Raw genomic sequence first — 14796 nt, forward strand, 5'->3', positions numbered from 1 at the left:
GCGGGCGCCGGTCCTCAGGCCGGGACGGTCTCGCCCGGCAGGGACAGGTCCAGGTCCACCGGGCGGTCGGCGCCCGGATGCGTCGCCGACGAGGCGAGCGGGGCGTGGCCCACGGCCTTGGCGGCCAGCACGTAGGGGCCCTCGGCGGGGACCGCGAGCGCGTAGCTGCCGTCCTCCGCGGAGACGGTGGCGCCCGCCTGGCGGCCCCTGCGGTCGATCAGCGTGACCTTCGCGCGGGCGACCGGGGAGCCCCCGGCGTCCAGGACCCGGCCGCGGAAGCCGCGCAGCACCTCCTCGGCCCGCTCCAGGTTGGCGTCCTCCTCGCTGCTCGCGCGCAGCTGCGGGGTGCCCGACCGGCGCTGTCCCGGCAGGAACACGGCCAGCAGCAGGCCGACCGCGACGGCGCCGGTCGCGATCAGGAAGGAGACGTGGAAACCGTGCAGGCTGGGGAAGGCCGTGCCCCCGGCGTGGTTCGCCGTGTTCGCCAGCACCATGCCGATGACGGCGCTGGACACGGACGTGCCGATGGAGCGCATCAGAGTGTTGAGACCGTTGGCCGCGCCGGTCTCCGAGGCCGGCACCGCGCCGACGATCAGCGCGGGCAGCGAGGAGTAGGCCAGGCCGATACCGGCGCCGAGGACCACGGAGGTGACGACGGTCTGCCAGGCGGCGTCCATCAGGCCGAGCCCGCCGCCGTAGCCGGCCGCGATCACCAGCAGACCGATGATCAGGGTCGTCTTCGGGCCGTAGCGGGCCGAGAGGCGGGCGTAGACCGGTGCGGTGAACATCATCGTCAGACCCAGCGGAGCCACGCACAGACCGGCCACGACCATCGACCGGCCGAGGCCGTAACCGGTGGCGGTGGGCAGCTGGAGCAGCTGGGGCAGGACGAGTGAGACGACGTAGAAGCTGACGCCGACCATGATCGAGGCGAGGTTGGTGAGGAGGACCTCGCGGCGGGCGGTGGTGCGCAGGTCCACCAGGGGTGCCGCGACGCGCAGCTCCATCAGGCCCCACAGGAGCAGGACCACGACCGCCGCGGCGAACAGGCCGAGCGTGGTGCCGGAGGACCAGCCCCAGTCGCTGCCCTTGGTGATCGGCAGCAGGAACAGGACGAGGCCGGTGGACAGGCCGAGCGCGCCCGGCAGGTCGAAGGAGCCCTCCGCGCGGGCCGGGGACTCGGGGACGACGAGCAGGGTGAGCGCGATGGCGACGACACCGAGACCGGCGGCGCCGTAGAAGAGGGTGTGCCAGTTCGCGTGCTGGGCGACGAGGGCCGCCCCGGGCAGCGCGAGGCCGCCGCCGACGCCGATCGAGGAGCTCATCAGGGCCATCGCCGAGCCGAGCTTCTCGCGGGGCAGCATGTCGCGCATGAGACCGATGCCGAGCGGGATCGCGCCCATCGCGAAGCCCTGGAGCGCACGGCCGACGATCATGACGATCAGGTCGCTGGTGAGCGCGCTGACGAGGGCGCCCACCACCATCACGGCGAGGCTGAGGATCAGCATCCGCCGCTTGCCGTACAGGTCGCCCAGGCGTCCCATGATCGGTGTGGCCACGGCTCCCGCGAGCAGCGTCGAGGTCAGGACCCAGGTGGCGTTGCTCGGCTCGGTGGCCAGCAGCTGGGGCAGGTCCTTGATGACCGGGACGAGCAGGGTCTGCATCACCGCGACAACGATGCCCGCGAAGGCGAGGACCGGGACGACGGCCCCGCTCGCTCGCCGGGCGGGCTGGTCGGTCGGCGTGTGCGTCATTGAGAAAGGCCTCCAGGCCGGAAGTAAGTCGAGGGGGATCCGCGCGGGGATCGGCAGTGAAGATCCCCGCGGATACGTGCAGCTTGAACCCCGTGCCCCTGGGCAACTATTCCGATGCTTTGGGGAACTAACGAATCCTTGACCTTCTCTTGGGTGAGTGACGGGTTTGCCGGAGGTGGGCGCTGCCGTGACCGGGATCACGTGCCGGTGTTCGGTGTTCTTCGCGGGCGAGGCAACGGTTCGGGCGGCCCGCGGACTCCTTTTGACATCTAGGAGGTGCCCATGGGGGATCGCAGTTCGGTCCGGGACGAGGAGTTCCGGGCCTTCGTCACCGGTCGCTGGCCGCGGCTGATGCGTACGGCATTCCTGCTCACGGGGGAGCAGCACGCCGCGGAGGACCTGGTCCAGTCGACGCTGGAGAAGACCTTCGTGGCCTGGCGCAGGGTCGGCTCGGCCGACGACCCGGAGGCCTATGTGCGACGCGTGATGATCAACGCACATGCGCGCAGGCACCGCAGGAAGCTGCGGGAGTTCCTGGCGCCGAGGGACGACTCGGGCCTCGCGCACGAGATCGCGGACACCGGTGACCGCATCTCCCAGGCCGACGACCGCAACGCCCTGCTGAAGGCGCTCGTCCAGCTGCCCCCGCGGCAGCGGCAGGCGGTGGTGCTGCGGTACTGGGAGGACCTGACCGAGAGCCAGACGGCCGAGGCGATGGGCTGTTCGGTCGGCGCGGTGAAGAGCAACGCGGCCAAGGGGATCGCGAAACTCCGTGCCATACCGGGCCTGGCCGACACGCTGACAAGTGAAGGGCGGAAGTGATGAGCGCGGACCGGGAGACGAACCACCACATGACGAACCACGACATCGCCCTGATGCTGGCCGAGGCGGCCGACGAGGTCGAGATCGGTACAGTTCCCACCGAGGCGGTCGTCCGCGGCGGCCGGCGCCGCCGGGCCCGTCGCTGGGCGCTCGCGACGGCCACCGCCCTGGTCGTCGCCGGTACGGCCGGGACGCTGGCGCTGGCCGGGACGCCTGGCGGCGGCCGGGTGGCACCCGCCGTGACGGCGCCGGCGCAGCCGACGCCCCCCGGCCTCCTCGGGCACCGGACCGTGCTGGCGCACGGCACCGACCAGGGCAGGCCGTGGAAGGTCTACGTCGATGTGTGGGCGGCCCCGCGCGACGCGGCGCAGGCACAGGCGCAGCTGTCGGAGATGGTCCAGCAGGGGGAGATGCCGGTGGACGCGCGTACGGCGTCCGACCTCGTCGGCAAGACCTCCTTCTTCGTGTACCGGAACTCCCAGGCGGAGAACACCTGGAGCATGCACAAGTCGGCCGACGCCGGGGACGTGCAGGCGGGCGACGACCTGGAGAGCGCCGCGATGCCGCTGGAGCCCGGTTCGAAGGGGCCGCAGCGCCTGGTCGTGGGCCGGGTCGCCAAGACCGCCCGGCAGGTGACCTGCACCTGGAAGGACGGGACGTCGACGGTGGTCGGCAGGGCTGCCGCCGACTCCGGCGACGAGACCCCGGCCGACGAGTTCGCGATCCGGTCGGCGCAGGGCTCCCCGGACAGCTGGTTCGTGTGCCTGGCCCCGCAGGGCACGTCGTTCGAGTCGGTGAAGGTGACCCGGTAGCCGAAGGCCGGCTCCGGCGAGGGCGACCCGGAAGAGAGAAGGAAGAAAGAGAAGAAAGAGAAGAAAGAAATGAGGGGAGGGAGAGGAGGGCAGGGAGGGGGTGGCGCCGGGGGCGGCCGGCGGTCAGAGCCACCCCTGGCGGCGGGCCTCCCGCATCGCCTCCATGCGGTTGCGGGTGCCGGTCTTGCCGATGGCGGAGGAGAGGTAGTTGCGGACGGTGGACTCGGACAGATGCAGCCGGGCGGCGATGTCGGCGACGGTCGCGCCGTCCGCGGAGGCGTTGAGCGCGTCGCACTCGCGGGCGGTCAGCGGGCTCGGCCCCGCGCTGAGCGCGGCCGCCGCGAGCGCGGGGTCGATCACTGTCTCCCCGGTCAGCACCCGCCGGATGGTGACCGCCAGATCCTCCACCGGCCCGTCCTTGACGAGGAAGCCGGCAGCACCCGCCTCCATGGCCCGACGCAGATACCCGGGCCGCCCGAAGGTGGTCAGGATCAGCACCCGGCAGTCGGGCGCCTCCTCGCGCAGCCGGGCGGCGGCGTCCAGACCGCTCAGCCCCGGCAGCTCGATGTCGAGGAGGGCGACGTCCGGACGGTGCATCAGCACCGCGTCCACGATGGCGTCCCCGGCGGACACCTGGGCCACCACGTCGATGTCCGCCTCCATGCCCAGCAGCAGGGCCAGCGCCCCGCGCATCATTCCCTGGTCCTCCGCGAGCAGAACCCTGATGGACTTCGCGGGCCGGTGGTCCCGGGGCATCTCGTTCACCGGTCAAGGGTAGGCCGGACGGCCGGAGTCCGCCTGTGTCCCGGGCCCGTTCACGCGCCCGCCGCCACCCCGTCCGGTTCCGGCTCCACCGCGGCCACCGGGAGCTGCGCCCGTACGACGAAGCCGCCCCGGGGGCCGGGCCCGGCCGACAGGGAGCCGCCCGCCGCCGCGAGACGTTCCGTCAGGCCCTTCAGACCGGTGCCGCCGACGACCCCGGGCCCTGGACCGTCCGTCGTCCCGGTCGTCGCCCCGGCCGTCGTCCCGATGCCGATGCCGATGCCGGTGCCCGTGCCGGTGCTCCCGCCTACGCCCCTGTCCCTCCCTGTGCCCCTGTCCGGCGTTCCGTCCGCCGTCGGCCCGTCGCACGTCCCGTCTGCGCTCCCGGCCGGGCTCCGGGCTGCGCCCGCCGGGCCGGTTCCGTCGTCGGTGACCGTGAGCCGCACCTGCTCCTCGCCCCCGGAGATGACGATGTCGCAGTGGGCGGCATCGCTGTGCCGGACGATGTTGGTCACCGCCTCGCGCACCACCCACCCGAGCAGGGCCTCGGCCTGGGACACCAGCGGCGGCCCCGACTGCCGCACCGAGGGCTCGACGCCGGCCGCGGTCAGGGCGGAGCGGGCCCGGTCCAGTTCCGTGGCCAGGCTGCCGTCGCGGTAGCCGGTGACCGCCTCGCGGATCTCCGTCAGCGCCTGGCGGCCCACCGACTCGATGTCCGCGATCTGGGCCAGCGAGGCCGCCGGATCCCCGGGCGCCAGCCGCCGTGCGGCCTCCGACTTGACCACGATCACCGACAGGGTGTGACCGAGCAGGTCGTGCAGGTCGCGGGAGAAGCGCAGCCGCTCCTTCTCGACCGCGCGCCGGGCCAGTTCCTCCCGGGCGGCGCGCAGCTCCCGTACCGCCTCGGAGAGGGACAGGATCGCGGCGGTCACCATCGTCGAGATCCAGGTGGCGTAGGCGATGTTGAGGCCGCTCCAGCCGTCGCGGGTGCAGGAGACCACGCCCGCGAGCACCGCCACCGCCGTGCCGAAGGACCGCAGGTGCGACACGCGCAGGACCGCTCCCGTCGCGAGGCCCAGCAGCGGGAAGAACAGCATCCAGCTGCCGCCGTAGCCGATGGCGAGCGCGCAGGTCACGGCGGCGAGCAGGGCCAGCGCCACCCGGGTCGACACCGACTCCCGAACTTCTTTGTGGAAGGCGCGGAAGACCACGTAGATGTACAGCGAGTTGAAGGTGAGTAGCCCCAGGCCGCCGATCCAGGGGTTGGACGTCTCCCCCTGGAAGAGGTTGGAGAACGCGCCCATCCCCATCAGCAGCCAGGGCAGCAGGGTGAAGCCGCTCGGCGGCGGGCCCGGGTGCTCCTGCGCCTTTCCCGCCTTGCGCGCGGCACGGAACTCCGCCATCAGGCGCTTGTGGTCCTGCCGGTGGAGCCGTTGCCGCCGCCAGGCGCGGCGGACCGCCTTGCGTGGCGCGTCGGCCCGGTGGGCGGCCTCGTGGAGCCAGGACATCATGTGTTCCCCCGATCAGGCGGTCCGTCCGGACCGCCGGTACGACAGGACAGCGTACGAACCGAACACCAGCAACCAGGCCGCCAGGACGAGGATCACGTCCGGCGCGGGTGCGTGGCCGTCGGCGACGGACAGGCCGAGCCGGGCGAAGCGGTTGGCCGGGGTGCAGGCGGAGAGGGCGCGTAGCCAGCCGGGGAAGAGCTCGACCGGGAACCACAGGCCGCCGACCACCGCGAGGCCCAGGTTGCACACCATGTTCACCACGGCCGTGGTCGGTCCGGTCAGCCGGTAGCCGTTGCCGAGGCCGAGCAGCGTGAACGGGAACGAGCCCAGCCACAGCAGCACCGCGAGCGCCGCCCACTGCCAGGCCGCCAGTCGTACGCCGTTGACCAGGCCGCCCGCCGCGAGCACCGCGACGATCGCCGGGAGCACGGTGACCGAGCCGGTCAGCGCCCGGCCCACGACCACCTCGCGCGCGGTCATCGGGGTGACCCTGAGCTGCCGCAGCCAGCCGATCGCCCGGTCCTCGGCGACCCCGCCGCCGGTGTTGAGGGCGGAACCGACCGCGCCGTACGCGGCCATGCCGACCATGGACGCCGTCCGCCAGCCGCCGTCGGCCTCGCCGAGGTTGGTGAACAGCAGGTACATCATCACCGGCATCGCGATCCCGCCGATCACGAAGCCGGTGTCGCGCAGCGTCCGGCGGGTCTCCAGCCACAGGTAGTCCAGCATCACACCGTCTCCGTGTCACGTGAGGTCAGGGCGAGGAACGCGTCGTCCAGCGAGGCCGGGACGACCTCGAGGCCCCGGATCGCGCCCAGGTGCGCCAGCGCGACCACCGTCGCGTCGGAGTCGTCGCAGCGCAGCAGCGCCCGCTGACCGCACACCTCGGCCGTGCGCACGCCGGGCAGCAGGGACAGGCCGTCGGGGTCGAGGCCGGCCAGGTCGAAGGAGACCAGGGTGCCGCCCGCGGCCTGCCGCAGCCGCTCGCCCGTGCCGTCGGCGACGATCCGTCCGCGGTCGACGACGACGATCCGGTCGGCGTGGGCGTCGGCCTCCTCCAGGTAGTGGGTGGAGAACAGCACGGTGTGGCCACGCTCGGCGAGGCCGCGCATCGACTCCCAGAAGGAGTGCCGCGCCTCCACGTCCAGCGCGGCGGTCGGCTCGTCCAGGACGATCAGCGCGGGGTTCCCCGCGAGCGCCAGCGCGAACCGCACCCGCTGGAGCTGGCCGCCGGAGAGCCGGTCCACGCGCCGCCCGGCGAGGTCGGCGACACCGGCCAGCTCCAGGACCCGGCCGACCGGCATCGGTGCCGGATAGCGGCCGGCCACGAACGAGACCAGCTCACGGACCGTCACCCGGGGGACGGCCCGTGCCTCCTGGAGCATGGCGCCCACCCGGCCTGCGCGTACGGAGCGCTCCGGGGGGCCGCCGAACAGCTCCACCGTGCCCGCGTCGGGTTCGTACAGCCCGAGCAGCAGCGCGATCGTCGTGGATTTCCCGGCCCCGTTGCGGCCCAGCAGCGCGACGGTCTCGCCGCGCGCGATCTCCAGGTCGAGGCCGTCGACGGCGCGCACCGCGCCGAAGGCCTTGACCACCCCCGTGAAGGACACGGCCGACTGTGTCTGTGTCATGCCGTCGACGCTACGGATCGGGGTGCCGGCCGGGCAGAGGCGCTTGTACGGACTCTGACAGGACAAATGTCACGGGGCGTGGGCCGGTCGGGTCCGGGCCGGGGCTCCGGTGCCGGGCTCGCACCGGGGCGGGGTTGTCCGACACGAGAGCTGACGCTGCGTCAGGAGTCTTCACAACTGCCGAGGCCTGGGCTATACAAGGGGTCGCCCTATGGAACGCGTTCTAGATCCGGCGGGTTCCGTGGCCTCGTGACGACCTCGGTGCGGCCGACGGTGCGGACGGTCGTGCCGGGGTCTTGCCCGCCGCCGGGACCGCCCGCCCCCGACCAGCCGTCCGCGTCAGCCGCTCCCGACCAGCCGTCCGCGTCAGCCGCTCCCGACCAGCCGTCCGCGTCAGCCGCCCACGCCGTCCGTACGAGTCCGCCGTCCCGTCCGCCGTCCGGGCCGGCCGTCACCCTCAGGAGCCCCCGTGCCCATCGACGCAGCCAAGGCCCTCGCCGCCGCACCCCGCATTGGCGAGATCAGCTGGGACAGCAGGGACGTCCAGCTCTACCACCTCGGGATCGGGGCCGGAATCCCCGCCACCGACCCCGACGAGCTGCGCTACACGCTGGAGTCCCGGCTGCACGTCCTGCCCAGCTTCGCCACCGTCGCGGGCGGCGGCAAGCCCGGTGTGATCAGCGGACTGTCCATGCCCGGCATCGAGGTCGACCTCGCCCGCGTGCTGCACGGCGGGCAGTCGCTGACCGTCCACCGCCCGCTGCCCGTCCAGGGCACCGCGACCAGCACCGGCACGATCGCCGCCGTGTACGACAAGGGCAAGGCCGCCGTGCTGGTCATGCGCACCGAGGTCGCCGATGCCGACGGCCCGCTGTGGACGAACGACGCGCAGATCTTCGTACGGGGGGAAGGCGGCTGGGGCGGCGACCGCGGTCCGTCCGCCCGCCTCGAACCCCCGGCCGGTCCGCCGGACCGGGTCGTGGAGCGGGCCGTCCGTGAGGACCAGGCGCTCCTCTACCGCCTCTCGGGCGACTGGAACCCGCTGCACGCCGACCCCGAGTTCGCCAAGGTCGCCGGCTTCGAGCGGCCCATCCTGCACGGGCTGTGCACCTACGGGATCGCGCTGAAGGCGGTCGTCGACACGCTGCTGGGCGGTGACGTGACCCGGGTCCACGGCTACGACACCCGCTTCGCCGGGGTCGTGTACCCGGGCGAGAGCCTGCGCATCCGTATGTGGGGACCGCGGGACGGGGAGGTCCGCATCGCGGTGAGCTCCGTGGACCGGGACGACGCCCCCGTCCTCGCCGACACCGTCGTCCGCCACTCCTGAGCCTGCACACCGCCCAAGCCGCCGACGAACAGGCCGCCGACGAACAGACCGTTGCCGAAGCATCCGTTGCCGAAGCGTTCGTTGCCGAGGCGGCCGCGGCCGAAGAGGCCACCGACGAACAAGCCGCTGTCGAAGCCACCGCCGAGGGGAGCCGCACCATGCGCGCAGCCGTACTGCACGAGATCGGCCAGGACAAGCTGGAGGTCCTCGACGACGTCGAGGCGGTGGGTTTCGGCCCGGGCAGGGTGCGGATCCGGGTCCGGGCCACGGGCCTGTGCCACTCGGACCTGTCCGCGATGAACGGGGTGCTGCCGCAGCCGGCGCCGTTCGTGCCCGGACACGAGGGCGCGGGCGAGATCACCGAGGTCGGCGAGGGCGTCACCGGGCTGAAGGCCGGTGACCGGGTCGTGGTCTGCTGGCTGCCCGCCTGCGGGGCGTGTCCGGCCTGCCGGCGCGGCCAGACGGAGCTGTGCCTGGCCGGGTTCATGAACGCGGGCACCCCCAACTTCCGGCGCCCCGGCGGGGACGTCTTCGGCTTCGCCGGCACCGGCACCTTCGCCGAGGAGGTCGTCGTCGACGCCGGCTGCGCGGTGCCGATACCCGACGACGTGCCCTTCGACATCGCCGCCCTGATCGGCTGCGGGGTCACCACCGGTCTCGGCGCCGCCCTCAACACCGCGGACGTGACGGCCGGTTCGTCGGTCGCCGTCATCGGCTGCGGAGGCGTGGGCATCTCCGCGATCCAGGGGGCACGGCTCAGGGGCGCCGCCGAGATCGTCGCCGTCGACCCGGTCGCCGCCCGCCGCGAGGCCGCTCTGCGGTTCGGTGCCACGCAGGCCGTCTCGCCCGAGGAACTGCCCGGCGCCAAGCAGCAGGTCACCGCCGGCGAGGGCTTCGACTACGTCTTCGAGGTCGTCGGCAGGTCCGCCACCGCCCGCACGGCGTACGACAACACCCGGCGCGGCGGCACGCTCGTCGTCGTCGGCGCCGGAGCCATGGACGACCAGCTCCAGCTGAACATGTTCGAGCTGTTCTTCGACGAGAAGCGCATCCTGCCCTCGATGTACGGCGGGGGAGACGTCCTGCGCTCCTACGAGCGGACCATCGCCCTGTGGCGGGCCGGCCGGATCGACCTGGCGGGCCTGATCACCCACCGGGTCGCGCTGGCGGAGATCAACGAGGCCCTGGACCAGATGCGCACGGGGACGGCCCTGCGCACCTGCATCGAGATCTGAGACCGGCAGCAGGGGAGGGAACCCGATGTCACTGCCACTTCAGGGGCGGTCCGCGATCGTCACCGGCGCGGGCCGCGGTCTCGGCCGGGTCGAGGCGCTGGAGCTCGCCCGGCTGGGCGCGGCCGTCGTCGTCAACGACTTCGGGCAGCCCGGCCGGGACGGCTCGGGCGCGGCCGGCGCCGGGCCCGCCGAGGACGTCGTGGCGGAGATCCGCCGGGCCGGCGGCCACGCCCTCGCGCACACGGGGGACGTCGCCGACTTCGAGCAGGCCCGCGGGCTGGTGGCCGCGGCGGTCGACGCGTTCGGGAAACTGGACATCCTGGTCAACAACGCCGGGATCCTGCGGGACCGGATGGTGTTCTCGATGTCCGAGGAGGAGTGGGACTCCGTGCTCCGGGTCCACCTCAAGGGGCACTTCAACACGACCCGCTTCGCGGCCGCGCACTGGCGGGAGCGGTCGAAGGCGGCGGGCGCGCCGGTCTACGGGCGGATCGTGAACACCTCCTCGGAGGCCTTCCTGGCGGGCTCCGCCGGCCAGCCCAACTACGCGGCGGCGAAGGGCGGAATCGTCGGCCTGACCACCTCCACGGCCCTCGCCCTCGCCAAGTACGGGGTGACGGCGAACGTCATCTGCCCGCGCGCCCGCACCCGGATGACCGAGGACGTCTTCTCCGGGGCGGGCTTCGAGCCGCCGGCCGAGGGCCTCGACCCGCTCGCCCCGGAGCATGTCGCCCCGCTCGTCGGCTATCTCGCCTCACCGGCCGCCGCGCGGATCAACGGGCAGCTGCTCGTCGTCCACGGCGGCATGGTGGCGGTCGTCGAACGGCCGCGCGTCCAGGTGCAGTTCGACAGCAAGCAGGACACCTTCAGCTACGACGAGCTGGACGCCCTGCTGACCCCGCACTACGCGGACCGGCCCCCGGCGGAGACGTTCGCGGCGGCGGAGGTACTGGGACTCAGGCGCCGTTAGACACGTCAAGAGGGCTTCAGGGGAACGCCGGACACGGGACGAGGCTCCCGGGGAAACGGAAGGGGCCCGCTCACCTCTGGTGTGCGGGCCCCTTGCGGCGTACTGTCAGGCAGGCGCTTCGACGTCCTCGGTCGGCCTGCGGTGACGGCCGTGAGGAGCCGTCTCCGTGTCCTGCGCCGCGGTCTGACCGCGGTGCCTGCCGTGGCCGGAGTCCTCCCAGGTGTCGGAGGACAGCGGCTGCGTCGTGGTTGCGTCGCTCATCGGAAAACTTCACCCCGTCAACATGATCCTTCTTAACAGCCGGGTGAGTTTAACCAACGCGCCTCGGCCCGGATCCAGGCGACCACGCCAACCGGCACTAGTTCGTTACATGACGCGCCTGCGGCGCCTGCTGCAAGGGCACCGGACGGGGTGCGACCGGCTGCGGAGGTTCCTCTTCCGGAAGCTCCCCGGGCTCCGGGGTCCCCGTGGGCGCCCCCTGTCCGGCCGGCCCCGGCCACAGCGCGCGCGGCGCCGCCGGGATCTGGATCTCCGCCACCGCGCACGGCACCGACTGCGTGGCGTACGGCAGTCGCAGCACCCCGTTCGGCGTCCACAGCCCGGTGCCCGTCAGCCATCCCTCGGGCGCCGGAAGGTGATGCATCTGCCGCTCGGCCGGCCGCCACACCCCGACCCAGCTGCCGAGCGGCCCGTCGATGCGCAGCGCCACCGCACAGCTCTCCGGCGTCAGCACCTGCTCCGGCTGGATCGCGAACGGCGTCACCGCGCACGCCGCCACCCGCAGACACTCCGGGAAGCGCACCGGCAGCGAGCTGCCCAGCACCCCCCAGCCCAGCCGGTGCTCACCGGGCGAGGGCGCGTCGGAGCGGATCAGCAGCAGCCCGCTGTCGGCGTCGGCGAGCAGCACCCGGTCGTCGCTGTCGGCCGCGATCTGGAGCAGCGGCGACACCTCGCCACCGCGCTCCAGATCCACCACGACCGCCTTGGTCCGGCCGTCCAGCTCCCGGTCGAGCGCCAGCATCCGTCCCGTGCGGTCCAGCCACGCCCCGCCCGAGCAGCGTCCGGGGAGCTCGGCGAGGTGCTCGGGCCCGAAGGCGCCGCCCGCCACCAGCCACACCGCCGTGGAGCGCGGGCCCACGGCCAGCGCGTACGCCCGCCGGCCGCCCGGGGCCGGGGGCAGCAGCCGCAGCCGGGTGCCGTCGTCCGGGCACCCGACCGAGCCCAGCGGCAGCTCACCGGTGTCCGGGCCGGTGGGGTAGAGCAGGGAGAAGACGTGCCGGCCGTCCACCGCCCGGCGGATGAGGACCCGCCCGTCCTCCATGGGCTGGACCTCGGTGCCCGGCTCCTCGGGCTGGTTGCCGGGCAGCGGCACGGCGTAGGGCTCGGGGCCGTCGAGCGTCCAGCGCTCCGGAAGCCAGGAGCCGCCGGAGCGCGCGAGACGGGCGGCGTAGGCGCCGTCCGCCGTGATCGTGCAGCCCGGCCGTGGCGCGCCGTCGTCCTCGTCGGTCGCCGCGGGTTCGATCGCACAAGCCGTCATCGTCCGGTCACCTCCGGCGACGAAGCTAGTTTTCGTGCGCGCGGACATGCGGCCGCCGGGCGGTCGCTTCACACATACGTGTAGTGCAGAAGCGATTCAGCTGAGGGGGGCGGGGCCGGTGTGCTGACCGGCGGCGGTCCCGGCCGCCTCGCCCCGAGCCGGTACGGCCGGGCAGAACGGCCAGGTAGCCTTGCACCCGTGCCCCGTCTGTCTGAAGTCATCGCCGCGCTGGAGAATCTGTGGCCCGCCGAGCGGGCCGAGTCCTGGGACGCGGTCGGCACCGTCGTGGGAGACCCCGGCCAGGAGGTCGCCCGGGTCCTGTTCGCCGTCGACCCGGTCCAGGAGATCGTCGACGAGGCGGTGAAGCTGGGCGCCGACCTGCTGGTCACCCACCACCCGCTCTACCTGCGCGGTACGACGACGGTCGCGGCCTCCACCTTCAAGGGCCGCGTGGTGCACACCCTGATCAAGAACGACATCGCGCTGCACGTCGCCCACACCAACGCCGACACGGCCGACCCGGGCGTCAGCGACGCGCTCGCCGGAGCGCTCGACCTGCGGGTGATGCGTCCGCTCGTACCGGATCCCGCCGACCCCGAGGGCCGCCGCGGCCTGGGCCGGGTCTGCGAACTGGACCACCCGCTGCCGCTGCGCGAGTTCGCCGCCCGCGCCGCCGAGCGGCTGCCCGCCACCGCGCAGGGCATCCGCGTCGCGGGCGACCCCGAGCAGATCGTGCGCACGGTCGCGGTCAGCGGCGGTTCCGGCGACAGCCTCTTCGACCACGTGCGGGCGGCGGGCGTCGACGCCTTCCTCACCGCCGACCTGCGCCACCACCCGGCGTCCGAGTTCCTGGCGGGCACCGCCCACAGTCCTCTCGCGCTGCTCGACGCGGCGCACTGGGCCACCGAGTGGCCCTGGTGCGAGCTGGCGGCCGCCCAGCTCGACGAGATCTCCGACCGGCACGGATGGGACCTGCGCGTCCACGTCTCGAAGACGGTCACCGACCCCTGGACCGCCCACGCGGCGTCCACCACGACGAACACCCCTGGAGCCCCCAACTGAACGCCGCGCCCGCCGACCAGATCCGACTCCTCGACGTCCAGGCCCTCGACGTCCGCCTCCAGCAGCTCGCGCACAAGCGGCGGTCGCTGCCCGAGCACGCCGAGATCGAGTCGCTGACCAAGGACCTCACGCAGCTGCGCGACCTGCTGGTGGCCGCGCAGACCGAGGAGAGCGACTGCGCCCGCGAGCAGACCAAGGCCGAGCAGGACGTGGACCAGGTCCGCCAGCGCGCCGCCCGCGACCAGCAGCGCCTCGACTCGGGCGCCGTCACCTCCCCCAAGGACCTGGAGAACCTCCAGAAGGAGATCGTCTCCCTCGCCAAGCGCCAGGGCGACCTGGAGGACGTCGTCCTGGAGGTCATGGAGCGCCGTGAGTCCGCGCAGGAGCGGGTGGCCGAGCTGACCGAGCGGGTCGGTTCCGTCCAGTCGAAGATCGACGACGCCACGGCCCGCCGGGACGCGGCCTTCGAGGAGATCGACTCCGAGGCCGCCACGGTCACCAAGGAGCGCGAGGTCGTCGCCGCCTCCGTCCCCGCCGACCTGCTCAAGCTCTACGACAAGCTGCGCGGGCAGCAGGGCGGCATCGGTGCGGCCAAGCTGTACCAGCGCACCTGCCAGGGCTGCCGCCAGGAGCTGTCGATCACCGACTTCAACGCGGTCCGCGCGGCCGCCCCGGACCAGGTCGTCCGCTGCGAGAACTGCGGCCGCATCCTGGTGCGTACGTCCGACTCCGGCCTGTAAGGGGCCTTGGGCGTGCGGGAGTTCATCGTCGAGGCCGACGGCGGTTCCCGGGGCAACCCGGGGCCCGCGGGCTACGGTTCCGTGGTGATCGACGCGGCGAGCGGGGAGACCCTCGCCGAGCGGGCGGAGTACATCGGCGTCGCCACGAACAACGTGGCCGAGTACCGGGGTCTGGTGGCCGGGCTGCGTGCCGCCCATGAACTCGACCCGTCCGCCGAGGTCCACGTCCGGATGGACTCCAAGCTCGTCGTCGAGCAGATGTCGGGCCGCTGGAAGATCAAGCACCCCGACATGAAGCCGCTCGCGGCCGAGGCCGCGCGGATCTTCCCGTCGGCACAGGTCACCTACGAGTGGATTCCCCGCGAGCGCAACAAGCACGCCGACCGGCTGGCGAACGAGGCGATGGACGCGGGCAAGCGGGGCGAGCAGTGGTCCGCGTCGGCGTCCACCGCCGACCTGGACACCCGTGCGTCGAGGTCGGCGGCCGCCGCGTCCGCGGCCCCCGAGCCCACGGGCCCGCCCGGCGACGCCGTCGCGGGCGCCGCGAGGGCACGGGCGGCACTCGCGGCCCGCCGCCCCACCGCCGACACGGGCACCCGCGTGGCCGACACCGGCATCGGTATCGGCACC

Annotated in this window: 15 protein-coding genes; 8 read left to right on the forward strand and 7 right to left on the reverse strand. The window is 73.3% G+C overall.

What is annotated here, in order from left to right:
* Window positions 1-14: 14 nt before the first annotated feature.
* Window positions 15-1754 carry an MFS transporter gene (locus tag ABT085_RS32560; protein WP_351616080.1) on the reverse strand — a complete coding sequence of 580 codons (1740 nt, stop codon included), beginning with the start codon at window positions 1752-1754 and terminating at the stop codon, window positions 15-17.
* A 282-nt stretch (window positions 1755-2036) separates the two neighbouring features.
* On the opposite strand from ABT085_RS32560, the gene ABT085_RS32565 reads away from it, so the two are divergent.
* Window positions 2037-2576: a SigE family RNA polymerase sigma factor gene (locus ABT085_RS32565; protein WP_351616083.1), complete on the forward strand. Its 540-nt coding sequence runs from the start codon at window positions 2037-2039 to the stop codon at window positions 2574-2576.
* On the forward strand, window positions 2576-3388 hold the full coding sequence (locus ABT085_RS32570; RefSeq protein ID WP_351616086.1) for a hypothetical protein: 813 nt from the start codon (window positions 2576-2578) through the stop codon (window positions 3386-3388). Before ABT085_RS32565 ends, ABT085_RS32570 begins: the two co-directional genes overlap by 1 nt.
* Before the next feature lie 123 nt (window positions 3389-3511).
* Here ABT085_RS32570 and ABT085_RS32575 read toward each other — a convergent pair whose 3' ends face one another.
* From ABT085_RS32575 to ABT085_RS32590, 4 genes are read right to left on the reverse strand one after another with little or no spacing between them, the layout of a single operon-like run.
* Window positions 3512-4144 carry a response regulator gene (locus ABT085_RS32575; RefSeq protein ID WP_351616114.1) on the reverse strand — a complete coding sequence of 211 codons (633 nt, stop codon included), beginning with the start codon at window positions 4142-4144 and terminating at the stop codon, window positions 3512-3514.
* Window positions 4145-4203: 59 nt separating this feature from the next.
* Window positions 4204-5658 (reverse strand): histidine kinase, encoded by a 1455-nt coding sequence (locus tag ABT085_RS32580; protein WP_351616117.1) that lies wholly within the window; start codon window positions 5656-5658, stop codon window positions 4204-4206.
* A 15-nt stretch (window positions 5659-5673) separates the two neighbouring features.
* Window positions 5674-6390 (reverse strand): ABC transporter permease, encoded by a 717-nt coding sequence (locus tag ABT085_RS32585; RefSeq protein ID WP_351616089.1) that lies wholly within the window; start codon window positions 6388-6390, stop codon window positions 5674-5676.
* On the reverse strand, window positions 6390-7292 hold the full coding sequence (locus tag ABT085_RS32590) for an ABC transporter ATP-binding protein (RefSeq protein WP_351616092.1): 903 nt from the start codon (window positions 7290-7292) through the stop codon (window positions 6390-6392). Before ABT085_RS32590 ends, ABT085_RS32585 begins: the two co-directional genes overlap by 1 nt.
* A 469-nt stretch (window positions 7293-7761) precedes the next feature.
* Here ABT085_RS32590 and ABT085_RS32595 point away from each other — a divergent pair, with 469 nt between their 5' ends.
* The 3 genes from ABT085_RS32595 to ABT085_RS32605 all read left to right on the forward strand — a co-directional run bounded on the left by ABT085_RS32595 (window position 7762) and on the right by ABT085_RS32605 (window position 10827).
* Window positions 7762-8622 carry a MaoC/PaaZ C-terminal domain-containing protein gene (locus ABT085_RS32595; protein ID WP_351616095.1) on the forward strand — a complete coding sequence of 287 codons (861 nt, stop codon included), beginning with the start codon at window positions 7762-7764 and terminating at the stop codon, window positions 8620-8622.
* 158 nt (window positions 8623-8780) lie between these two features.
* Window positions 8781-9857: a Zn-dependent alcohol dehydrogenase gene (locus ABT085_RS32600; RefSeq protein WP_351616098.1), complete on the forward strand. Its 1077-nt coding sequence runs from the start codon at window positions 8781-8783 to the stop codon at window positions 9855-9857.
* 25 nt (window positions 9858-9882) lie between these two features.
* Window positions 9883-10827: a 3-oxoacyl-ACP reductase gene (locus tag ABT085_RS32605; protein WP_351616100.1), complete on the forward strand. Its 945-nt coding sequence runs from the start codon at window positions 9883-9885 to the stop codon at window positions 10825-10827.
* A gap of 105 nt (window positions 10828-10932) precedes the next feature.
* On the opposite strand, the gene ABT085_RS32610 is transcribed toward ABT085_RS32605, so the two are convergent.
* Window positions 10933-11088 carry a hypothetical protein gene (locus ABT085_RS32610; RefSeq protein WP_351616103.1) on the reverse strand — a complete coding sequence of 52 codons (156 nt, stop codon included), beginning with the start codon at window positions 11086-11088 and terminating at the stop codon, window positions 10933-10935.
* A gap of 97 nt (window positions 11089-11185) precedes the next feature.
* Window positions 11186-12364 carry a hypothetical protein gene (locus tag ABT085_RS32615; protein ID WP_351616106.1) on the reverse strand — a complete coding sequence of 393 codons (1179 nt, stop codon included), beginning with the start codon at window positions 12362-12364 and terminating at the stop codon, window positions 11186-11188.
* A gap of 198 nt (window positions 12365-12562) precedes the next feature.
* On the opposite strand from ABT085_RS32615, the gene ABT085_RS32620 reads away from it, so the two are divergent.
* The 3 genes from ABT085_RS32620 to ABT085_RS32630 all read left to right on the forward strand — a co-directional run.
* The gene (locus ABT085_RS32620; RefSeq protein ID WP_351616109.1) at window positions 12563-13426 is read left to right on the forward strand and encodes a Nif3-like dinuclear metal center hexameric protein; all 864 of its coding nucleotides are present in this window, start codon (window positions 12563-12565) and stop codon (window positions 13424-13426) included.
* Entirely contained in the window at window positions 13423-14166 is a 744-nt protein-coding gene (locus ABT085_RS32625; protein ID WP_351616120.1) for a zinc ribbon domain-containing protein, read from the forward strand. Before ABT085_RS32620 ends, ABT085_RS32625 begins: the two co-directional genes overlap by 4 nt.
* 12 nt (window positions 14167-14178) lie before the next feature.
* On the forward strand, window positions 14179-14796 hold a 618-nt coding region (locus tag ABT085_RS32630), incomplete at its 3' end, for a reverse transcriptase-like protein (RefSeq protein WP_351616112.1).

Origin of the sequence: Streptomyces sp. NPDC002265, from assembly GCF_040296125.1 — a bacterium.
Taxonomy (GTDB): Bacteria; Actinomycetota; Actinomycetes; order Streptomycetales; family Streptomycetaceae; genus Streptomyces.